The organism is Halomonas sp. LBP4, from assembly GCF_003202205.1.
Taxonomy (GTDB): Bacteria; Pseudomonadota; Gammaproteobacteria; order Pseudomonadales; family Halomonadaceae; genus Halomonas; species Halomonas flagellata.
Genome location: NZ_PDOG01000003.1, coordinates 239490 through 257590 on the forward strand (window position 1 = coordinate 239490; position 18101 = coordinate 257590).

An 18101-nucleotide genomic window follows, 5' to 3' on the forward strand; every position below is an offset into this window, starting at 1 on the left:
ATTTCTCAAGCTGCCCAACAACCCGCCCAACATGCCGAAAACGGTAGCGAGGCGGGTTTTTTGCGTCAGGATGGCGTGGCGCTGCCTCGGCCGCGTTCACTCTGGATTGATCGGCAGGAACATCGGCACGCTTCCCCGGGGCAGCAGCGGGCGAACGTCGGCCATATGACGCTCGCGTAGCCTGTCATCGGCTTCTCCCGGCTCTCGCATCGTCACCACGTCATCAGCCCCGTGGCGCTGGTATCGCCACCCGAGCACCTCCAGGGGCCGGCCGGCACCTTCCTTGCTGTTGTCCACCACGGTGATGAACACGGCTTCCACGCCATCGGTGGTGATGAAGCGATCGTTCTCCAGGCGCTCAAGGCGCTGCTTCAGCCTCTCCCGGCTCATCGGCTCACCCCCTCATGGTCGAAGGCGAAGTAGACGGCCACCGGGCTGGTATAGCCGCCTTCCCGGCGCATCCGGCGCATACACTCGCGGGCGCGGTCGGCCAAGTCTTCGTCAGACTCATCGGGCAGGCGGTGGACCTTCTCGGCGGGGTGCGCGTTCTGCCCCATACACTCCCAGCCGGCCAGGCCACGCTCGGGCGGCTCGATCCATATCTCGGTTGGCTCGCCGCGGGTTTCCTCCAGGGCGGCCAGGCGTTTCTCAAGGTCAGCAAGGCTACTGCGTGCCATGGATCACCTCCACCACAGCCCGACGCCAGCCCTGGGCGGCGGCGAACGTGAATGCCCGGTGGCGTAGCTCCTCCAGGTCGCGCCCGGCCAGCACGGCACGCTGTTGGCCCTTCACGACGATGGCCACGCGGTGGCTCTCCAGCGCCTCGCCCCACGCCCGCCGGTGGAGCTCCTTCTCCATTCATTCCCATCGCTGCTTAGTGCGTGCCATTGGCGGCCTCCTCGATGGCTTTCATTCGGCGTTCAATTTCGTCCGGTTCCACTACCCTCATCAGTGAGGTCAGTGCGTCGGGCAGGGCCTTGCCCACCGAAGCGCTCGGGCCGGGTGGCTGCCTGCAAGTGTTGTGCTGCGCTGGCTGCGGTATTGGCGAAGTCACGGACAGCGACCGTCGCGGTACCCATGGCGTCGGCAGTGTCCTCGGTGGACTCGACGACGGCTTGGCATGCTCGAGCCGGCGTTGCTGCTGCTCGATCTGCTCGGCCTTGTCGGCGGCGAGACGCAGCACCTCGGCCATGGTCTGCGGCAGTTGCGGCCTGGCCACCTGCTGCTCGAGTTCTTGCCAGCGGTCCACCAGCCGGGCAGTGAACTCCGGGCAAAGCTGGGCGACGCCTACGTAGCTGTCGCGCCGGCCTTCGTCGCCACCGAAGATGTAGAAGGTGCTGGGGCGCCCGTCTGTGGGCTTTTCCCCCATTGGGGGTAAGGCGATAACGCCGCGCCTCACGAGGCCTCGATCGATTGCTTAACCTTGTCGTGGCGGGCTGGTGGGTTTGGGTGGGCAAGGCTACGGGGCCTTGGGGATCTCCATGATGGTTTCGAAGTCCTTGTTGCATGCCCTCACTTGGTAATCCTTGCTCTCATCTCGTCCGAGAACCTCGCCGGGGTACTGGCTGGAACTGCAAACCTTCATCTCGCCTGTGCTGGTATCCAGAAGGATCAAGGCAGGCAACTGGTACTCTTCACCCCTGATGTTGATGAATTGGTAGGTGGTATCAACGAGCTGATACCTCCCAGGCTCAGCTTGGGCTTGGGTGGAAAGCGCGGCCATGATGGCCGCAACTGACAAGACTCCAGCAGGTAGACCCTTCATCAATCACACCCCGCAATGCCGCAGTTGGCGATGCCGCGCCCGGTCAGGCCATTGTCGCGATTGTTTTGATAGAGGTCATTGTGGTCGGTGCGGCCCCGCCAGCTGTTCCCCTGGCTGTCGCGGCCATTGTGGTAGGTGCTGCCGCCGATGGTGTTACTGCGCTGCGACCACCGTGATCCGGTGCGAGAGTTGCTGCCGCGCATAATGGTGGTGTCGCCGTACTCCTGTATGTTGTAACGGTTACCCGATTGGGAGTCATAGCAGAAGGTACCACTGCCAATGGAGTTGCAGCTTGCAAAGGCTTGCCCAGATACCGCCAAGGCAATAGCAGCGACAACTGGGACGATGATTTTAGGCATGATGGTTCCTAATTTATGTGGGTGGGCTCATACCAGCGTAGCAAAGATGACTGAGGGCACAGGGCTTAGGACATCAGCCGTGAGTACCGAACTCCTCATGGATCCATAGGCTGATGCTCGCCAAGGCCTGGTAAAGGCTCAGTGCTTCCGCTTGCTCGGCTCCTGCAGCATCTCCTCGCGCAGTGACGCGATCTCCCCCGGCGTCAGGCAATCAACCGCAGGAAGAGGATGACGGGTGCGGCGTTGTTCCTTGGGGTCGGTGCTCATGCATTACCTCGTAGCGGGAAGTGTCCTGGTCATCGGTCCTTCGTCCTCTGGCTAGTCTCGGGGCTGCGCCTCGACACCGCTTCGATACCAACTTTTATCAACCTTTCATGGGGTTTACCACGACTGATCACCCCAGACCCTCTTATGGGGTATGGATCAGATGTGGATGCCTTGGCGGCGAAGGGCGGCCCGCACCTTGGGCTCAGGATCGTGTGGCGGCGGTGGTGGCTCAGGTCGCTTCGCTCGAGGTCCCGACTTCGGCCCGGTCGACGGGCCTCCATGAAGGTGGCAGCGACCGGACGCATACAGGTCGCGGCGGCGGCAGGGCGTCCCGGCCCTTGTTCTGGCCCCACAGCGCAGGTCGCGGCACTCCTCGGGGAAGGGCAAGCACTCGCCACGAGCACAGGCACGCGCCCATGCCCGGTATCGCTTCCGCAGCTCGGCTTGATCATCGGTGGCCATGTTGGACTCCTCGCGTAGTGACAGGGGAAAAACCTTCGCGCGCGTACTGCTCCGAAAATTCAGGGCGGCCCTTTTTATGGACTCCAGAAACCCCAGCCCCCCATCTCGAACTGACGTTTTCTGACGTAGCAGCCAATGGCAGGCGGCGGGCGACTCGGACCGGCCGCGGGTCAGGATTCACGATGTTTGAGCGCGGTGCCGGCATGGGGAAGCGAGCGCAGCCGCTCTCCAACCTGACCATTACTACCAGCGGGCTGAGGAACGGCAGCCAGAAGGCGAGACCGAGTAGGGCCTCAAGGTCCATGGAGTCAATACTGCCGGCAGCGAATCTTGCCTTCGTAGACCTCGTAGCAGTCCACGGTTTTATTGTTCTGGTACATATCGCTCATATTGTCGTTGAACTTGTCTACCTGCCTGCCGATCGCTCCCAGCCCGGATTCAGGGTTATAGCCCGCAGCGCTGCACGACAGGTTGTGGCGGGCAAAGCCAAGCTCTAGTTCCTGTCGAGAGAGAGTGGTGGCGAACCCCACAAGGGCCGTGGGTTCCCCGCGGGCCACTGCGCGCTGATACCTTGAGCACATCGTGGAGCTTCCATGCTCGGAAAGCAGCACATCGAAGCAGGAATCCTTGTTAAAGCCTCGGCGCTCAAGCTCGCCAAGCATCAGCTCTCGACCTCCCCGCCGATACTCCCAGTCAGGATCCATTGCAGCGCGACACAACTCGAAGTCACTAGTTTGACGAAGCTCTGAGTTTGATGCCTCGTGCACCTGCTCGGGAAGAGCTGTGCACCCTGCCAAGAGGATGGCGGCGACAAAGGTAGCGATGTGCTTCATGAGATCATCCTTGTCCAAGTTGGTCCACCAAAGGTAGCTCACCTCCACATGACGCACGAGGGTATGGCGACGGCTCACGCGCGCTGTCAGCGATCTCTTACTCTCGCCAAGGCGGACAGAATCGACCACAACGTTTGCCAGGGCCGATGCTCGTCAAGGTGCAGCCAAGGGTCAGTGCTTACGCTTGCTCGGCTCCCGCAGCATATCCCGATACAGGAGGCTGGCCTCCTGGGGCGTCAATCTGCGTTCGCTCGGAGCGCCGGTTCATGCGCTCCTGGATGGCGATGGCGATGTTGGGTTTTGACAGGTTCTCGGCGCCCACTTGGCGAACTGCTTGGCCCTTTTTACAGTCGCAGAAAATTCAATTGGCGGCCCTTTTATGGACTCCGAAAACTCCCGTCACGAGCTCTTTTCTGGACTGCGAAAAACAGCGCAGTCTGGATGCGTACCAGTCGTGCGTACCTCTGCCTCCTTGGTCCTATGGATGCTTGTGCTATTTTACCCAGCGCCCGACAAAATACAGTGCAGCCGCAACAAAGCCCCACGCAATTCGGGTTTCACTGGCATCGAGGCTAAGAATGCCGGATACGGGGAGAGTGATGGCGGCACTGGCGATAGCAAGGATGGTCAATTGAACCACCACGGACACCAGGCTGAAGGGTCCGTTAAAGATAGACTCGACTAGCCGTGGTTTCTTGTTCAGCCCCCACCCAACTACCATGAATAAAACCAACCCAGCCAATAGCAGCATGACCAGAAAGCCGCCAGGTCCGCCCATGCCTATGCCATCGTATCTCATAAAGAAATCCCTTCTTGGTTTGTATGCGACATTGTGGCTGCCGCTTTGCCAGTGCTTCACGGGTCGGTGCCCTGCAGGCTGGGTAGTGGTGTGGGTGTAATTGGCCCTCATGCTGCGCAGGCTGGCTAGCGGCGGGGTAGCTTCACGGATCGCGTCATCGGTCAGCATCTCCACTGCGCTCCTCGGTGGCGCCCTCCAGTACCGGGCCCGGCGGGTGGTAAGGTTCAGGCAAGGGCCAATTCGGTGTCTCCGCATTGGCCATGAAGCCTTAAACAAAGAAGGATTCGGCGTAGCTAGCATAGCCGTCGAAGTCGGCGAACTCGAAGTTGGGCGGGGCAATGGCGGCGGGTGCCGGCTGAGCGCTCTGGCTGGGTGTGCCGCTGGCGTACTGGCCACCTCCGCCACCCGGAGAGGCGCCAGAGGGGCCAGAGGGGCCTCCGGGTTCGTTTCCGGGAGTGCCTGGAGTGCTGGTGTCCATGCTGCCCATGGCAAGGCCACGGCCAACGTTCTTGCCCGCGGTGGCCCCGGCCATGGTGCCAAGCGCCGCGCCGGCGGGGCCGAACGCCGCTCCCATCCGGCCGCCGAGCAGGCCGCCAGCTCGGCGGCCGGCAAAGCTGCCGATGGTGCCAACGGCCTGCTGGCCCAGGCTGTGGCCGAAGCTGTCATCGAGCGAGGTGCCGAAAGCGTCATTGAGGTCGCCAATCTCCTGCGATGCGGCGTGGGCGCGGGCCGCAGTATCCACTGCCAGGCCGGCAACCGGATTGGCCAGGCTGGCACCCAGGGCCAGGCCGCGACCGATCAGCCCAGGCTTCGCCCGCGCCTGGATGGCCTCGGGCACCCCGGCCTGTTCCAGCGACTGGGTGTGCTGGCCGCGGGTCATGGCCGCGGCCTGGGAGGCATTGGCCACGGCGCCGCCACCCGAATAGGCCGAATTCCCGTAGCCGACATTCTCCGGCCCCATCCGGGCATCCGCCTGCTCGGCGAAGCTGCCGAATGATCCATCCGTGTCCAGCGCATCGGCGAAGGAGGCAATCGCCCCGTCGGCGATGGCCCCGAAGGCGTCCAGGGCGGTGCCGCGCGCATCGGGGGTGCCGGAGGTGTTGTCGTTGGCGCCGACGGTTCGCGACCCGGCGCGGGTGTCGCCGCGCGAGGTGCCGCTGTCGACGCCACTACCCGTGTTGGTACCGCCGCCCGCGCCCATGCTGGAGCCGCGGCGACCATCGGGGGCAGTGGGCGATCCGGGGGTGTCGCGGGCGGAGCCCCCGCTGCTCGAGCCGCCCCCGGTGTTGGTGCCGCCGCTCGGCCCCATACTGGCACCGCGCCGCCCGTCGGGGGCGTTCGGTGAGCCGGGCGTATCGCGGGCGCCGCTGCGGCCAGAGCGACTGCCGGAACGCCCGCCACTGCCTCGCCCGCCAGTGCTGTTGTGGCCGCCGCCGTAGCCGCCGCCAGGGCCGGACGTGCCGACCGAATCTCCCCAGGCCATATCAGTCTCCCGTGATCATGCCGTGGGACAGCAGCCCCTTGGTCATGCTGTTGACGTGACTGCCGTAGTTGTCGATCTCGCCACCTTCGTATCGAACGTCAGTGCGGAAGCTCATGCGTGAAGCTCCTTGCGTTGCTCAGAGATGAAGACGAGCCAGCCGGCGGCCTGCACGTCGCCTTGTTCGGCCCTGTCCTGCAGGAGGCGGTAGTAGCTGCGGACGGCCCCTTGGCTGGGCTTCATGTTGCGTGCCCCCTTGGGGCGGCCTGGCTGCTTTTTCATGGCTATGTGTCCAGTATGGATATATGAACAGCAATATCAGAATGCCTAGGATTTATCCATCATTTATGTTGGGTATCTTGTTGGGTATTTAGGAATTATCCTGCATGAGGCCCGCCGGTACTCTAGTGATGTCGGAGGAGGTGTCCGCCACTATCGCCGAGCAGGCACAAAAAACCCCGCCGGAGCGGGGCATGTTGTGCTGGGTCATCGTCGGTCGGCGGCGCCGTAGCTCTGCAGCTGGCCGTCGCACATCGTAACGCGGGTATGCCAGCCGCGGCGGGCATCGCGATACCACAGGTCGTCGCAGCGCCGGCCGGCGCTGACGCTGGTCACCACGTCATTCGGCCGACCCATGATGTGGTCAACGTCTTGCCTGGCCATGCCGGGCAGCAGGGTGCCGCGGCTGCGCGCCTTCACCAGGTCGTTGCGGCTGATCCCAGCCGCTCGAGCGCGATCGCGTGTCGATTGAGGCGCCTGCACGGGCTGGCCTTGCTGGGCGCTGGCGCCGGCCTGCTGGTAGCGCCGGCCCGCGGCGCGGTTGTGCTGGATGGGCGGGGCGTCGGGTGCTTGGTAGCTAGACACACCGCTACCGCCGATCGACTGGCCGCCCGGGCATGACGACTGATAGGAGCCGTCCGGGCAGCGCATCTGTGCCAGGGCGGCGAGGGGGAGTAGCAGTAGTGCGATTGCGATGAGTCTCATCCTGGCCTCCATGTAACAGATTGTTAGGATAGCAAAGAGCCCCGGGATATGCCGGCTCCTGTTCCAGCCTGTACGCAGGCGATCAGCAGCGAGCGCGGCGCGCGACGATTTTTGCTCTCGACCATGCCCATCACCGCCTGATCAAAGGGATTGAACCCTATACCCCATTGGTAACTTAGTAAGGTCTCCATTTTCTGGAGTCGTAAGCCTTCCGAAATTGGCCCAACTGCTCCATTTTCTGGAGCGTTTGCCGAGAAAGACTGTGCCGTACCGGGCAACTGCTCCATTTTCTGGAGTAAGGCACTCCATTTTCTGGAGTCGGTCAGAATCGAAATCATGGACTCCACCTCCTTGGTGGCGTGTTCGTGTCGGGCACATCGAGCTTGCCGTCACACGGATCGATCGGCTGCCAGCTGAGGGCGTACAAGGCGCAACGGGCTCCCTCTCGTCCAATGAGTGCGTCCCTGGTCTTCACGACTAGCCGACGCTCCTGCAGCTGCTTGAGGGCCTTTCCAAGCGTGGTATGGGCCATGCCGCCCCAAGCCTTCATCGTCGAGTGAGTGGCCGATAGGTCGCCGTTGTTCTTCCCGTTGTACTGGCTTGCCAGGGCCATCAGCACCTTGAGAGAGGAGGGCGGGAGGCTGCGGAAATCATCGTCCTCCATGACCACCTTGGGCAGGGCGAGGTAGCCGCCTTGCCACTTGGTCTTGGCGATGCTGCGCTTCGCCATACGATCACCCCTCGCCGACGAGGTGATAGCGTTTGATCTTCTCGCCGGGCCTCGAGGGGTGGGGGTGATCCCGACCATCGATGCGGATACCCTTCCGGCGAAGATCCCTGACGGCGGCCGGCGCGTGGGCGATGCGGAGCCCCCACTGCAGTTCAGCGGCGCTCATCGGGCCTTGCTGAAGCGCCGCTAGCACGCGGCCCATATGGCTGGTAGGATCAATCTGCGCTTTGCTATTTGAATTGGCCCCGGCTTGTCCCCGGGGCTTTTTCATGGTCGTCATGGGCGCGCCTCCTTGGCATGATCCTCAAACAACCGGCGCAGTTGCCGGCGGGCCTGCTTGGCCGAATCCTCGCCGGGTTCGAGCACCAGAAGATCCAGCACACGTGCCAGCTCGGGGCCGCGATTCGGGTCAGCGACGGCCCACTGCAGGGCCTGCCACAGGTCGAAGTTCTTGCGGCTGGGGATCATGCAGCACCCCCCGCCAGGCGCGGCCTCAGGTGCTGCTCGGCGTACTCGGTCAAGGCTTGCTTGCGATCCTGATAGTCCAGGCCCTGGCCGATCAGGCGTAGCTCGGCCCGGTCCATATCCCTGCGGTCACGGCCCTTGAACTCGCCGTACAGCACGCCATTGATCAGCTTGGCTTCATTCATGAAATGGTGGGGTGCGGACTGCTTGCCTTGGGCCTGGCGGGTCAGGTTGAGGGCGTCACACATACCCTGGTAGCCGATGGCGGCGGAGTCGCGAAGGTGCTGCCAATCGTCTTGGTCGCCGTGGATCAGCTTGTCGATCTGGGCGTCACACCAGACAGAAAAGCGCATATCGAGCCAGCGGGCGAAAGCAACGGCCAGCTTCGGGTGCAGCCAAGTGCCGCCATTGCGGCCGCGTGACGTGCGCACTAAATTGCGGGATTCCCCCGCATTTAAAGCAGCAGCGAGCGCGTCCATGTAGCGCTTGGTTTCCTCAACGCGCAGCCACTCGTTGGGCAGCCGATCGAATCGCTTGGCCACGTCAGTGGCGTTGATCCATCCGTCCGTATTGAAGCGGACAGGCTGGCCCTGATACTCGAAAGGGACGATGTTGGTCGCGGGGGAGGTCATTACGCCTCCTCCTTGCGGGAGGCTTCCCACGCTTCAATATCATCCAGGCGCCAGCGGGTGCAGCACTTGCTGAGCCTGACGGGTTGTGGGAAATCCCCCTCGCGGGCCCAGCGCCAAACACTGGGGACACTGACGCCATAGCGAGCGGAAAGTTGCTTTACTGTGAGATAGGTCATTTGGTTCTGCCTTGTTGCGGGTTGGTTCAAGGCAGAGAATGACGGGGTAGTCTGGTGGGGCAGACCTCAAGAATTCTAACTTTTTGAGGTCTGGCCTCATCGGTTTGAACTGAGGGCCCTCTCAACATCCTCGCGAAACTCGATGTACGCACGCTCAACACTGGACTCGCTCATGCCCAGCTTGTCTGCCACTTTGCTGTAAACGCTTTTGGGCGAGCCTTTGCTGGCTGGATTGTTATCAGGGTCGTCGAAACGAAACTGGCCAACCATGAGAGCGGCTGTCCAGCGCTTGGGGTTTGTGCGGTCAAGCGCTTTCGTTGGGTGCTCGAATCGCTTCTTTGTCCAGAACTCACCTATGTACTTATCGTACCGCCTCAGGTATCTGAGCACCGGCCAATAAATCAGTCCCAGCGAGCGTTTCGGAGGGGGCACGTCAAGGTCGTTTGCTTTCAGTATCGTGTGCAGAGCCCACATGAAATCCGCCTTGTCCTCCTGCTCCTTGGTAGGTTCGAGTGGATAGTCGGGACGTTCCGGATCATGAAAAGACTCCCCATCAACTCTCGCCTTAAACTTCTTATGAAGATACTCATTGCGTTCACGATAAGAAGGGTGATCGCCATATAGATAATCAGGGTAGTCTGTATTTCTACCAAACTCTGACATGCCATGAAGGGTCATTGATATTGCTAAGTCGTACTCCATGCCACTGTTATCTGAACGCCCCCTTCGCATCGCGTAAGCGTAGAGTGCAGCACCAACGTACTCCCTGGCTTCAGTCCCTTCTTTGCTGGTCATCGCTTCAAGTCGGTCAATCACACTATCCAGGTCCTCCTGGATCCTCATCAGCTCATTCAGCATGGTGCCACCCCAATGGCGGAAACATAGTCCGCCGCAACCCTTGTAACCACGGGGGTCAAGCAAGCCTGATCCCCGTTTCCCAACATCCGAGCCCACATAAGGGGCGGCCGGTGCGGGTTGCCGCGCCGGCCGGCCAGGGAGTTATTGCTTGTCCTCCTTCATAGCCTCTGCCATCTCCTCCCATTCATCGCCGATCTCGGACAGCACTCGGGCTTTCTCTCGCAGGACCTTGAGCAGGGCGCCCCGATGGTAATCAGTCATAAATGGCTCAGGGCCCATGCTGGCACGCCGACCTATGTCCTCGTCGATCAGTTGGACGATGACGTCTATCGCGTACCCGGCATCTTGAACCTTCTCGGCGTGCAGGCCCAGGGCGCGGGCGTCGATGTGCTTGGCGCTGCTCGTGATAGCATTGTGTTGCATGACGGCAGTCTCCTATGTGGTGCCGTTGTGTCGGCCCTGGGGTGTGTCCGCACCCTGGGGCCACCTTGTCAGCCCTCTTGGGCTCGAATCGGCGTCACGCTGGATTGCGTGGCACCCTCGGCGCAGAATTGCGCCCAGTCCTTCATCAGCCGGCGACGCTTCTCGAGCAGGTCGCCGCGGCGGTATGCGGCTTCGGCCTTGTTCTTGATGACGTGGGCCAGGGCCATCTCGCAGATGTCGCCCGGGTATGCGGTACGCTCACCGGCCCAATCTCTGAACGTCGATCGGAAGCCGTGGGCGGTGACGACGCCGCCGGTGTTCGGGTCGCGGTACTTCTGGCCCTCGGGCATGGCGCTGTCCATCCGCTTGATGACGGCCGTCAGCGTGTTCTCGGACAGCAGCTTGCCGCGGGAAGACGGAAATACCAGGTCGGTGCCCTCGTGCCTCGGTTGCGCCTTCAGAAGCGCCACAGCGGCCCGCGAGAGGGGTACGCGGTGTTCCTTTCCCGCCTTCATGCGGTCGGCGGGAATCGTCCACAGGCGCGCCTCCAGGTCGATCTCGCTCCAGCGGACCCCTTTGGCTTCACGGGAGCGTGTAGCGGTTAGGATAGCGAACTCCAGGCAGCGGGCGCCGCCGCCCTCCATGGTCGCCAGGTGGCGCATGAAGCGGGGTATGTCGTCGATCGGCAGGGCGGAGTGGTGGCGCTTCGTGGCGACCTTGCTGGGGTTGGGCAGTCGGGCGTCCAGGTTGCCGCGCCAGCGGGCCGGGTTGTCGCCGGCCCGGTGGCCGCCGGCGGTGGCCCAATCCAGCACTTTCTCGACGCGACCCCGTAGGCGCTTGGCGGTCTCGGTCTTGGCCAGCCACAGATTATCCCGGGTCAGCAGCTCCTCGATGTCCGCCAGGGCGATCTCGTCGACGCGCTTCCTGCCGATGACAGGCGAGGCGTAAGTGGCCAGGGTGCTCTCCCACTGGGCGGCGTGCTTGGCGTTCTTGAACTCATGGCGCTTGAGGGTCAGGAACTTCTCGGTCGCTTCGTCGAAGGTAAGGCGCTGCGTTTGCGTCAGCATGGCCAGGCGGGCGGCGCGCTTCTCTTCTACCGGGTCGATGCCGGAGGCGATCTGTTCTCGCAGGGTGCGGGCTTTCGCTCTGGCGTCGGACAGGGGGACATCAGGGAAGCCCCCCAGGCCAATGTCCCGGCGACGGGCCCCTACCTTGATGCGCAGGACCCATGAACGAGCTCCGCTCTTTGTCACCTGCAGCTGCAGGCCTGCAACGCCACCAACGGCGTACAGCCCTGGGGCTGTGAGGCGCCTTACCTCAGCGGCGGACATTTCGCGGGCTTTCTTCGGCATCGACCTTCCTCCAACTACCTACCCAACATTGCAGGTGTAATTGGATGATAGGCGATGAAATGGCTTAACACAATAAATCTAGATATTGCGGGGCTTAGGCGGGGTTGTTAATACGCTATGACACGCGGTGAAGTGTGGAGGAGGCGGCCTCCCCCTCCGCCACGAGATTATGAAGGCGAATCAACACTTATGTTGATTCGCCTTCTTCGTTTTTGGCGTTTGGGAAGGATTTGGGAACAAGCCTGGGAACGGTCAGAGCTCCAGAAGCTTTTCGACCATGGCGGGGACGTCCTGGCCGTCGGTGCGGATCCACTTGCCGTAACGCCGCTGGAACTCGAGCCCGACTGGCACCGACTATGCGGCGTGAGCCGCTGGCTGCAGGAGAGCAAAGCTGCTCGGATGGTGTCGGTTTCCAAACGGCGGCGGACAGGGCATGCTGGAGCCGAGATGCCGGCCAGGGCAGCGGGTGCCGTGCCATCATCGTGACCAGAACCAAGGAATGGAGGACTCCCATGTCTGAACGAGTGATTCTCACCACTTCGTCGCACCTCGAGGGCTACCGAGTCACCGAGCACATCGACATCGTATCCGCCGAGTGCGTGTTCGGCATGAACATCCTCAAGGACATGTTCGCCGGTTTCCGCGACTTCTTCGGCGGGCGCAACAAGTCGTCCCAGGACGCGTTGCGCGATGCGAGGGTGGCCTGCCTGGACGAGCTGCGCCGGGAAGCGGAGGAGATGGGGGCCAACGCGGTGATCGGCATCGATCTGGACTACAGCGAGATCTCCGGCGGCGGCAAGTCGATGCTGTTCCTGGTGGCTACCGGCACCGCCGTGAAAGTCACCAGGGCCTGAGCCGCCCCCGCGCTGACTCCTGTGAGCTGGTGTCTCGACAGGTGCTGCGACCCCATGCTATGCATCCAGTGTGCTCGCGACAGCGGAGGAGGCGACGGTCATGGCCTTCCATAACCCGAATCCGAAAATCCGCGCGCTCGAGCAGCGCAATGCCCGGTTGCGCGCCAAGCTGTTCGCCAGGTTGTTTGGTGGTGCATGGCGTGGACTCCGCAAGACCATCTTGCGCCTGTCGAGCATTCGATTCCGCCGCCGTCGGCGCCACCCTCGAGAGTGATCCGCTGGGCCTCCCGCATCGGTACCAGTTGCCGAGCGGTGGGATTCGCGGTGGAGCGATACGGCCCCACCTCAAGGCCACGCGGCTTCGCCGCCAGGCCAACCCCAGGCCCGCAAGGCTGACGCCCTGGTGATCAGACGCCAACCTTCACCGCTCGCGCCGTCCCTTGCCCACACCGCGGCCAGCCCCCGGCCAGCCGCCACGCCCGTGGCCACGGCGCTGCGTTGGCGTGCGGGTCACGCTGCGCGCCACCCTCGCCGCGGGAGTGTCCTTCCCCAGCGTCGACCTCAATCCCGTCCCCGGCTTCGCCGGCGGCTGCGCCGGTGCTCACCGCCGACCATGCTGTGCGGCGCCTTCCGACCCTCGTAAATCACCGACTTCATCAACCACGAGGCCCTCGAGCATGCCGGCGGACGTACCCAGTGTATCCGTCCGGCGAACCCATCTTCCGCTGAGGCCTGCAGCCCGATGCCTCGATCGCCCAAGTCGCCCTGCAGCACGGACTGAATACCAATCTCGTTCAGACCTGGATCTGCAAGGCCAAGCGGCAAAGCCGGTTACCGGTCACGTCGGACTTTGTACTACTACCCGTCCCGGCAACTGTCCTATCCACATCTCAGCGTTCCCCGAAGCGATTATCTTTATTTCGAGCCCTCTGTCATGAATATCCCGGGATATACGTAATCAAGAACGCATAAGCCACGGCCACTGTAACAACGATCCGCTACGCTGAAACTGACAACTGATCGGGAGGGTGTCGCCATGCCTCGCAATCTAGTCCAGTTTCAAACCGGCTTGTCGCTGCCGACCTACGTTATCTTCGTGGCAGGACTGTCATTCAGCTATTCCGCACTGGCCGAACAGGGGTACCCCCAAGGGGAGGAAGTAGTAGTGCCGAAGGGCGATGATATCGGCACGGTGGACTTTCGCGTCTCCTGCGACGATGCCGTGAAGCAGCGCTTTGACCGGGCATTGGGCCTGATGCATCACATGATGTACGAGCAGGCCCGTGCGGAGTTCGGTGCCATTACTGAGACGGACCCCAACTGTGCGATGGCTCATTGGGGCGTCGCCACTACCCTGTTTCAGCCGCTGTGGCCGGAACGCCCCGATCAGGCAGCCCTCCAGCGGGGGTGGGACGAGATCAGCAAGGCCATCGACCTGGAGCCGGAAACCGAGCGCGAGCGTTTGCTGGTGGACGCGACTGCGGGATTCTTCCGCGAACCGGACACAGCGGCCTACTGGGATCGGATCGATCGCTGGGCCAAGGGCATGGCCGCGGCCTATGAGGCCAATCCGGATGACCTGGACACCGCAGCGCTTTATGGCCTGTCGCTGGTGGCTGTCGCAGCAAGGGCCGAGGACCGCAATCCGCTGCTCGACGAAGCGGAAGCGGTCCTGCGCGCGGTGTGGGAGGAAGAATCCACCCACCCGGGCGCCATCCACTACTCCATCCACGCCACCGACGTCGAAGGCCGCGCGGAAAATGCGCTCGACCTGGTGGAGGTCTACGCAGACATCGCCCCCGAGGTAACCCACGCCCGGCACATGCCGTCACACATCTATGTCCGCCTGGGGAAGTGGTCCGAGGTCATTGACTGGAACCGGCGTTCGGTGGATGCCGCGCTCCGGAGCCCAGTGAACGACAGCATATCGCTGCACTACCTCCACGGCAGCGACTACCTGGTCTACGGCTACCTTCAAAAAGGCAATGACACCAAGGCACAGGAAATCTTCGAAGAGGCCATGGCGCATGACAACCACCAGCCATCATTTGCTGCCGCCTTCCATGCCGCTGCCATACCCGCCCGTCTGGCCGTCGAGCAGCGAGACTGGGGAAGGGCCACGGCCCTGAAGCCGAGGACGCCAGACTACCTGCCCTGGGACCAGTCCCTCTGGGCAGAGGGGCTGACCTGGTACGCGCGCGGACTCGGTGGCGTGCACAGCGGTGAACTGGACATCGCCCACGAGGCCGAGGAACGCCTCAAGGCTCTTCGAGACCAGGCAAAAGCCGAGGGCGAGGACGTCTTTGCCACCTATCTCGAGGTCGACCGGCGCATTCTCTCCGGCTGGATTGCTCACGCCGACGATGACATCGGGGAAGCCATCGAGCTGATGCAATCGGCCGCCGAGTTGGAAGGGACGACGGAAAAACACCCCATCACTCCCGGCGCCCTGCTCCCGCCCTATGAGGCCCTGGGTGATCTCCTACTGACTCGGGACCGTCCTGCCGAAGCCCTGGAGGCCTATCGGGCCTCCGACGAGATCTGGCCCGGCCGCTACAATACCTTGCTGGGCGCTGCACGTGCCGCGCAAGCTGCCGAGGACGATACCGCGGCTCGAGAGTACTACCGGCAGCTCTTGGAGATCGCCGGCGATTCGGAGCGTGATGCTATTCGTGAGGCCAGGGCTTTCGTCGAGGGATAGGCCCAGAAGGGATATCCCACCGCTTTCAAGCCGGCCGACTTCGACAACGCCATGCCGTGCATCACTCGACAGGTGATACACGGCATCTGTTTGGCGCCTGGGCAGCTATCCCTTGGCCGTTATTGCGGAATTCGAATATCGCTTCGAGCGCGGGGCGATGATAGGGCGCTTCCAGTCTGTCGCCCTGAGAACGCTACCGATGCCGCATCGGCACTTTCCCCCCTCCGCGATTACGCAATTTCTGTCAGTTTCGTGTAGTCTGTATTGTAATGTTGTGTTTCAAAATACTGCGATTCCGATAGTAGGTGGAAAGACCGAATATTTCATTCTGGCATGGCGGGAACCCTCCAGGGTGGCGCCGACGGTAGGGTAGGGCAAACGGCGCAGAAGGAAGCATCCATGGTTCATGATGCCCTTATAAAGAAGAGGGAGGTGTAATTGACAACGCCAGCATCAGCAGCCTGTAGCTTGACCGGCCGAAACCCGCGGCCAGGCTCGACAGGCTCCTGGGTCACCAGTTGAAGCACGGAGGTCATTACCATGGCCAAGATTATTCAATTTCCGGTCGAGCGGGCTCGTCGTAGCGTCGGTATTCAGCCGTCCCCCATGTCGCTTGTCTGGTTTCCACTCGCCATGAGCGGCTATTTCTGGCTATGTTCGGCGGATGCGATGCTGAACTACTGGGGCTTCGTCAGCGGGCCCACCGGTCACAGCGACCGGTCGCCGCAACACCGGTGCCAACCTGGACGCAGGGGCTGATGCACAGGTGCAGGACCGCTTGCACACGCCTGCTGAGTCGCGACGTTGCCGGGCACGATGGAGTTGAACGGCTGCCCCGAGGGTTCCATTCCCACTCGGCTCGACAGGCGACCTTGCCGATGCCGCTCACAGGAGCGGCATCGCCGTCGTCAGGGCCCGGCTGGTGTCTTTGCGTGCGCCCCCGGTATCTCACCTGCCCTTGACCTCCGGCCTCGCCTTGCCCAGCCTTGAAGCAGTTTCCTGCCTCGGGTACGACGCCATGAGCGGTCGTCTTGCGCTTTACAGCGGTCCCGCACGCATAGCCGGCAAGCTCGGGATCGCCGAGCCGGAGCAGGCCTGGCCGCCTCGCTACAATGTGGCGCCCGGCACCTGGATCACCGGCATTCGCCGGCCGGTGCCGGAGGCAGGACCCGTCTTCGATGTGCTGTGGTGGGGCTTTCGGCCCCGCTGGGCCGGCGGCGATGCTCCCCAGCCGGTCAACGCCCGTGCCGAGAATCTCGACAGTTCCCGCTACTTCCGCGGTGCCTTTCATCATCACCGCTGCCTGTTGCCGGCCGACGGCTGGTACGAGTGGCTACCAGGGGAGGGCGGCAAGCAGCCCTGGTACTTCTGCCGGGAGGATCGCGAGCCGCTGTTCCTGGCCGGCCTCTGGGAGCCCTACGCCGACGAGACCGCCTGTTGCGCGCTGATCACCGAGCCTGCCCGCGGCCTCGTTCGCCGGATTCACGGCCGCATGCCGATACTGATCGATGACAGCAGCCTCGCCGCCTGGCTCGACCCGACACTCGTCACCCGCGGTGCCATCCGCGGCGCCACGCACCACCTGAACGTTGATCACCTCGTCGCCTGGCCCGTGTCACCCCGGGTCAACTCTCCGACCCACGAGGGCCCCGACCTGATCGAGCCATTGGCAGATAGCGGGTAACCCCGGGCCGTGGCTCGTACTACGCTTTGTCTGAAAAGTCGGCGAGCGATGACCAGACAAGGCAAAAATTGGCGAAAAGACGGAGTTTACGCAGTGTAAATGAGTACTTTGAGCCAATTTTTAACGCCGTATGGTCGAGCGCAGGCAGTTTTCAGACAAAGCGTAGGTACTAGACTGCGGTATACCCATGGCCCGGGAGGCACCCGATGAAACCCAGAATCAGCATGATCACCCTCGGGGTCAGCGACCTGGCGCGCTCCATCCGATTCTATGAAGAGGGGTTGGGGTGGCCGCGCATGGAGTCGCCGCCGGAGGTCGCCTTCTTCACCCTCAACGGCACCTGGCTCGCGCTGTTCGGCCGCGAGTCACTGGCGGAAGATGCGGGGGTGCCGGCCGAGGGCTCTGGCTTCGCCGGGTTCAGCCTGGCCCACAACCTCGGCACCGAGGCGGAGGTCGATGCGCTGATGACCGAGGCGGTGGCCGCCGGGGCGACGCTGGTCAAGCCGGCCGGGAAGGTGTTCTGGGGCGGCTACTCGGGGTACTTCGCCGACCCGGACGGCTACCTATGGGAGGTGGCCCATAACCCCTTCGTCTGGATCGGCCCGAAAGACGAATAATGTGGCGTCAGTCGGCTTCTGTTTCCACTGGCCTGCCGGTCGTGGTGGTGGCCCTGACCATCGCCTGTCTGGCGGATGCCGAGGCGCCAGACGATGGGCTCGTGTCGGCAATTGGGCAGGGTCGCCGATTGGGGTAAGCTGACCGGCATGCCGAAGGAGAGGCATACCATTCACCGATCGGGAGACACCCCATGCCGTTTCGTTCCCTGCTGGCCGCCGCCGTGCTGGCCCTGCCGCTGGCCGCCATGGCCGATACCCCCAACATCGTGCCGGGGCAGTGGCAGTTCACCAGTACCACCTCGGTGAAGGGCGACATGCCGATTCCCGACCAGACCGAGACCCATCAGGAGTGCATCGTCCAGGGCGACCTGGATGACGAGGAGTTCCAGCTCATCGAGGAGGAGGAGGGCTGTGAGCTGCTCGAGCACAACGTCTCCGCCGATGGTGTCGACTACCGCATGGTGTGCCGCGCCGAGGGGGGCGAGGCGAACATCGACGGTCGCATGGCGTTCCTCGGCGAGCGGGTCGAGGGCGGCGTGGACATCCTGACCGAGTCGCCCATGGGCGAGCTGGAGATGCATACCGCCATCGATGGCGAGCGCCTCGGCGACTGCTGATCCCGGACCTCACACCGTCACGACGCAGGCCACCGAAGGGTGG

Annotated in this window: 29 protein-coding genes; 7 read left to right on the forward strand and 22 right to left on the reverse strand. The window is 62.9% G+C overall.

Annotated features, from left to right (window positions below; translation table 11 throughout):
• Positions 1-96 precede the first annotated feature (96 nt).
• The 22 genes from CR157_RS11505 to CR157_RS11600 all read right to left on the reverse strand — a co-directional run bounded on the left by CR157_RS11505 (position 97) and on the right by CR157_RS11600 (position 11585).
• Complete coding sequence (locus CR157_RS11505) at positions 97-390, reverse strand: hypothetical protein (protein WP_110283672.1); 294 nt, start codon at positions 388-390, stop codon at positions 97-99.
• Complete coding sequence (locus CR157_RS11510; RefSeq protein WP_110283673.1) at positions 387-677, reverse strand: hypothetical protein; 291 nt, start codon at positions 675-677, stop codon at positions 387-389. Before CR157_RS11510 ends, CR157_RS11505 begins: the two co-directional genes overlap by 4 nt.
• Positions 664-858 carry a hypothetical protein gene (locus CR157_RS11515; protein WP_110283674.1) on the reverse strand — a complete coding sequence of 65 codons (195 nt, stop codon included), beginning with the start codon at positions 856-858 and terminating at the stop codon, positions 664-666. The genes CR157_RS11510 and CR157_RS11515 overlap by 14 nt, the downstream gene beginning before the upstream one ends.
• Positions 859-874: 16 nt before the next feature.
• Positions 875-1399, reverse strand: a complete 525-nt coding sequence (locus CR157_RS22835; protein WP_219999939.1) for a hypothetical protein — start codon at positions 1397-1399, stop codon at positions 875-877.
• Between the two features lie 60 nt (positions 1400-1459).
• Positions 1460-1765 carry a hypothetical protein gene (locus tag CR157_RS11525; RefSeq protein WP_146218674.1) on the reverse strand — a complete coding sequence of 102 codons (306 nt, stop codon included), beginning with the start codon at positions 1763-1765 and terminating at the stop codon, positions 1460-1462.
• The gene (locus CR157_RS22230) at positions 1765-2124 is read right to left on the reverse strand and encodes a hypothetical protein (RefSeq protein ID WP_146218675.1); all 360 of its coding nucleotides are present in this window, start codon (positions 2122-2124) and stop codon (positions 1765-1767) included. The genes CR157_RS11525 and CR157_RS22230 overlap by 1 nt, the downstream gene beginning before the upstream one ends.
• A 138-nt stretch (positions 2125-2262) precedes the next feature.
• The gene (locus tag CR157_RS23045; protein ID WP_258364140.1) at positions 2263-2391 is read right to left on the reverse strand and encodes a hypothetical protein; all 129 of its coding nucleotides are present in this window, start codon (positions 2389-2391) and stop codon (positions 2263-2265) included.
• 156 nt (positions 2392-2547) lie between these two features.
• The gene (locus CR157_RS23330; RefSeq protein ID WP_110283677.1) at positions 2548-2853 is read right to left on the reverse strand and encodes an HGGxSTG domain-containing protein; all 306 of its coding nucleotides are present in this window, start codon (positions 2851-2853) and stop codon (positions 2548-2550) included.
• A gap of 308 nt (positions 2854-3161) precedes the next feature.
• The gene (locus CR157_RS11540; protein WP_110283678.1) at positions 3162-3686 is read right to left on the reverse strand and encodes a hypothetical protein; all 525 of its coding nucleotides are present in this window, start codon (positions 3684-3686) and stop codon (positions 3162-3164) included.
• A gap of 493 nt (positions 3687-4179) precedes the next feature.
• Positions 4180-4653 (reverse strand): hypothetical protein, encoded by a 474-nt coding sequence (locus CR157_RS11550; RefSeq protein ID WP_110283680.1) that lies wholly within the window; start codon positions 4651-4653, stop codon positions 4180-4182.
• A gap of 100 nt (positions 4654-4753) precedes the next feature.
• Positions 4754-5968 carry a hypothetical protein gene (locus tag CR157_RS11555; RefSeq protein WP_110283681.1) on the reverse strand — a complete coding sequence of 405 codons (1215 nt, stop codon included), beginning with the start codon at positions 5966-5968 and terminating at the stop codon, positions 4754-4756.
• A 111-nt stretch (positions 5969-6079) separates the two neighbouring features.
• Positions 6080-6247, reverse strand: coding sequence for a hypothetical protein (locus CR157_RS22600; protein WP_181422040.1), 168 nt, complete (start codon positions 6245-6247; stop codon positions 6080-6082).
• A gap of 204 nt (positions 6248-6451) precedes the next feature.
• Positions 6452-6949, reverse strand: coding sequence for a hypothetical protein (locus tag CR157_RS11560; RefSeq protein ID WP_110283682.1), 498 nt, complete (start codon positions 6947-6949; stop codon positions 6452-6454).
• Between the two features lie 23 nt (positions 6950-6972).
• Positions 6973-7287 carry a hypothetical protein gene (locus CR157_RS22235; protein WP_146218676.1) on the reverse strand — a complete coding sequence of 105 codons (315 nt, stop codon included), beginning with the start codon at positions 7285-7287 and terminating at the stop codon, positions 6973-6975.
• The gene (locus tag CR157_RS11565; RefSeq protein WP_110283683.1) at positions 7284-7679 is read right to left on the reverse strand and encodes a MarR family transcriptional regulator; all 396 of its coding nucleotides are present in this window, start codon (positions 7677-7679) and stop codon (positions 7284-7286) included. The genes CR157_RS22235 and CR157_RS11565 overlap by 4 nt, the downstream gene beginning before the upstream one ends.
• A gap of 4 nt (positions 7680-7683) precedes the next feature.
• Complete coding sequence (locus tag CR157_RS11570; protein ID WP_110283684.1) at positions 7684-7959, reverse strand: helix-turn-helix domain-containing protein; 276 nt, start codon at positions 7957-7959, stop codon at positions 7684-7686.
• The gene (locus CR157_RS11575; RefSeq protein ID WP_110283685.1) at positions 7956-8147 is read right to left on the reverse strand and encodes a hypothetical protein; all 192 of its coding nucleotides are present in this window, start codon (positions 8145-8147) and stop codon (positions 7956-7958) included. The genes CR157_RS11570 and CR157_RS11575 overlap by 4 nt, the downstream gene beginning before the upstream one ends.
• Positions 8144-8776 (reverse strand): KilA-N domain-containing protein, encoded by a 633-nt coding sequence (locus tag CR157_RS11580; protein ID WP_110283686.1) that lies wholly within the window; start codon positions 8774-8776, stop codon positions 8144-8146. Before CR157_RS11580 ends, CR157_RS11575 begins: the two co-directional genes overlap by 4 nt.
• Positions 8776-8952 carry a helix-turn-helix transcriptional regulator gene (locus CR157_RS11585; RefSeq protein WP_110283687.1) on the reverse strand — a complete coding sequence of 59 codons (177 nt, stop codon included), beginning with the start codon at positions 8950-8952 and terminating at the stop codon, positions 8776-8778. The genes CR157_RS11580 and CR157_RS11585 overlap by 1 nt, the downstream gene beginning before the upstream one ends.
• Before the next feature lie 96 nt (positions 8953-9048).
• Entirely contained in the window at positions 9049-9810 is a 762-nt protein-coding gene (locus CR157_RS11590) for a hypothetical protein (RefSeq protein WP_110283688.1), read from the reverse strand.
• Between the two features lie 141 nt (positions 9811-9951).
• Entirely contained in the window at positions 9952-10233 is a 282-nt protein-coding gene (locus tag CR157_RS11595; RefSeq protein WP_110283689.1) for a hypothetical protein, read from the reverse strand.
• 68 nt (positions 10234-10301) lie between these two features.
• The gene (locus tag CR157_RS11600; protein WP_110283690.1) at positions 10302-11585 is read right to left on the reverse strand and encodes a tyrosine-type recombinase/integrase; all 1284 of its coding nucleotides are present in this window, start codon (positions 11583-11585) and stop codon (positions 10302-10304) included.
• 512 nt (positions 11586-12097) lie between these two features.
• On the opposite strand from CR157_RS11600, the gene CR157_RS11605 reads away from it, so the two are divergent.
• The 7 genes from CR157_RS11605 to CR157_RS11625 all read left to right on the forward strand — a co-directional run bounded on the left by CR157_RS11605 (position 12098) and on the right by CR157_RS11625 (position 18058).
• On the forward strand, positions 12098-12439 hold the full coding sequence (locus CR157_RS11605) for a YbjQ family protein (RefSeq protein WP_181422041.1): 342 nt from the start codon (positions 12098-12100) through the stop codon (positions 12437-12439).
• Positions 12440-12539: 100 nt separating this feature from the next.
• Positions 12540-12713, forward strand: a complete 174-nt coding sequence (locus CR157_RS22605) for a hypothetical protein (RefSeq protein WP_181422042.1) — start codon at positions 12540-12542, stop codon at positions 12711-12713.
• 762 nt (positions 12714-13475) lie between these two features.
• Positions 13476-15140 (forward strand): tetratricopeptide repeat protein, encoded by a 1665-nt coding sequence (locus CR157_RS11610; protein WP_110283692.1) that lies wholly within the window; start codon positions 13476-13478, stop codon positions 15138-15140.
• A gap of 540 nt (positions 15141-15680) precedes the next feature.
• Positions 15681-15899, forward strand: a complete 219-nt coding sequence (locus tag CR157_RS22240) for a hypothetical protein (RefSeq protein WP_146218677.1) — start codon at positions 15681-15683, stop codon at positions 15897-15899.
• 259 nt (positions 15900-16158) lie between these two features.
• A complete protein-coding gene (locus CR157_RS11615; RefSeq protein ID WP_110283693.1) occupies positions 16159-16824 on the forward strand; it encodes an SOS response-associated peptidase in 666 nt (221 codons plus the stop codon).
• 206 nt (positions 16825-17030) lie between these two features.
• Positions 17031-17441 carry a VOC family protein gene (locus tag CR157_RS11620; RefSeq protein ID WP_110283694.1) on the forward strand — a complete coding sequence of 137 codons (411 nt, stop codon included), beginning with the start codon at positions 17031-17033 and terminating at the stop codon, positions 17439-17441.
• Positions 17442-17632: 191 nt separating this feature from the next.
• Positions 17633-18058, forward strand: a complete 426-nt coding sequence (locus CR157_RS11625) for a DUF3617 domain-containing protein (RefSeq protein ID WP_110283695.1) — start codon at positions 17633-17635, stop codon at positions 18056-18058.
• Positions 18059-18101: the final 43 nt, after the last annotated feature.

Coding starts and splice junctions, on each gene's coding strand:
- CR157_RS11505 (WP_110283672.1), bottom strand. CDS start 390: ATGAGCCGGGAGAGGCTGAAGCAGCGCCTTGAGCGCCTGGAGAACGAT.
- CR157_RS11510 (WP_110283673.1), bottom strand. CDS start 677: ATGGCACGCAGTAGCCTTGCTGACCTTGAGAAACGCCTGGCCGCCCTG.
- CR157_RS11515 (WP_110283674.1), bottom strand. CDS start 858: ATGGAGAAGGAGCTCCACCGGCGGGCGTGGGGCGAGGCGCTGGAGAGC.
- CR157_RS11525 (WP_146218674.1), bottom strand. CDS start 1,765: ATGAAGGGTCTACCTGCTGGAGTCTTGTCAGTTGCGGCCATCATGGCC.
- CR157_RS22230 (WP_146218675.1), bottom strand. CDS start 2,124: ATGCCTAAAATCATCGTCCCAGTTGTCGCTGCTATTGCCTTGGCGGTA.
- CR157_RS23045 (WP_258364140.1), bottom strand. CDS start 2,391: ATGAGCACCGACCCCAAGGAACAACGCCGCACCCGTCATCCTCTTCCT.
- CR157_RS23330 (WP_110283677.1), bottom strand. CDS start 2,853: ATGGCCACCGATGATCAAGCCGAGCTGCGGAAGCGATACCGGGCATGG.
- CR157_RS11540 (WP_110283678.1), bottom strand. CDS start 3,686: ATGAAGCACATCGCTACCTTTGTCGCCGCCATCCTCTTGGCAGGGTGC.
- CR157_RS11550 (WP_110283680.1), bottom strand. CDS start 4,653: ATGCTGACCGATGACGCGATCCGTGAAGCTACCCCGCCGCTAGCCAGC.
- CR157_RS11555 (WP_110283681.1), bottom strand. CDS start 5,968: ATGGCCTGGGGAGATTCGGTCGGCACGTCCGGCCCTGGCGGCGGCTAC.
- CR157_RS22600 (WP_181422040.1), bottom strand. CDS start 6,247: ATGAAAAAGCAGCCAGGCCGCCCCAAGGGGGCACGCAACATGAAGCCC.
- CR157_RS11560 (WP_110283682.1), bottom strand. CDS start 6,949: ATGAGACTCATCGCAATCGCACTACTGCTACTCCCCCTCGCCGCCCTG.
- CR157_RS22235 (WP_146218676.1), bottom strand. CDS start 7,287: ATGATTTCGATTCTGACCGACTCCAGAAAATGGAGTGCCTTACTCCAG.
- CR157_RS11565 (WP_110283683.1), bottom strand. CDS start 7,679: ATGGCGAAGCGCAGCATCGCCAAGACCAAGTGGCAAGGCGGCTACCTC.
- CR157_RS11570 (WP_110283684.1), bottom strand. CDS start 7,959: ATGACGACCATGAAAAAGCCCCGGGGACAAGCCGGGGCCAATTCAAAT.
- CR157_RS11575 (WP_110283685.1), bottom strand. CDS start 8,147: ATGATCCCCAGCCGCAAGAACTTCGACCTGTGGCAGGCCCTGCAGTGG.
- CR157_RS11580 (WP_110283686.1), bottom strand. CDS start 8,776: ATGACCTCCCCCGCGACCAACATCGTCCCTTTCGAGTATCAGGGCCAG.
- CR157_RS11585 (WP_110283687.1), bottom strand. CDS start 8,952: ATGACCTATCTCACAGTAAAGCAACTTTCCGCTCGCTATGGCGTCAGT.
- CR157_RS11590 (WP_110283688.1), bottom strand. CDS start 9,810: ATGCTGAATGAGCTGATGAGGATCCAGGAGGACCTGGATAGTGTGATT.
- CR157_RS11595 (WP_110283689.1), bottom strand. CDS start 10,233: ATGCAACACAATGCTATCACGAGCAGCGCCAAGCACATCGACGCCCGC.
- CR157_RS11600 (WP_110283690.1), bottom strand. CDS start 11,585: ATGCCGAAGAAAGCCCGCGAAATGTCCGCCGCTGAGGTAAGGCGCCTC.
- CR157_RS11605 (WP_181422041.1), top strand. CDS start 12,098: ATGTCTGAACGAGTGATTCTCACCACTTCGTCGCACCTCGAGGGCTAC.
- CR157_RS22605 (WP_181422042.1), top strand. CDS start 12,540: ATGGCCTTCCATAACCCGAATCCGAAAATCCGCGCGCTCGAGCAGCGC.
- CR157_RS11610 (WP_110283692.1), top strand. CDS start 13,476: ATGCCTCGCAATCTAGTCCAGTTTCAAACCGGCTTGTCGCTGCCGACC.
- CR157_RS22240 (WP_146218677.1), top strand. CDS start 15,681: ATGGCCAAGATTATTCAATTTCCGGTCGAGCGGGCTCGTCGTAGCGTC.
- CR157_RS11615 (WP_110283693.1), top strand. CDS start 16,159: ATGAGCGGTCGTCTTGCGCTTTACAGCGGTCCCGCACGCATAGCCGGC.
- CR157_RS11620 (WP_110283694.1), top strand. CDS start 17,031: ATGAAACCCAGAATCAGCATGATCACCCTCGGGGTCAGCGACCTGGCG.
- CR157_RS11625 (WP_110283695.1), top strand. CDS start 17,633: ATGCCGTTTCGTTCCCTGCTGGCCGCCGCCGTGCTGGCCCTGCCGCTG.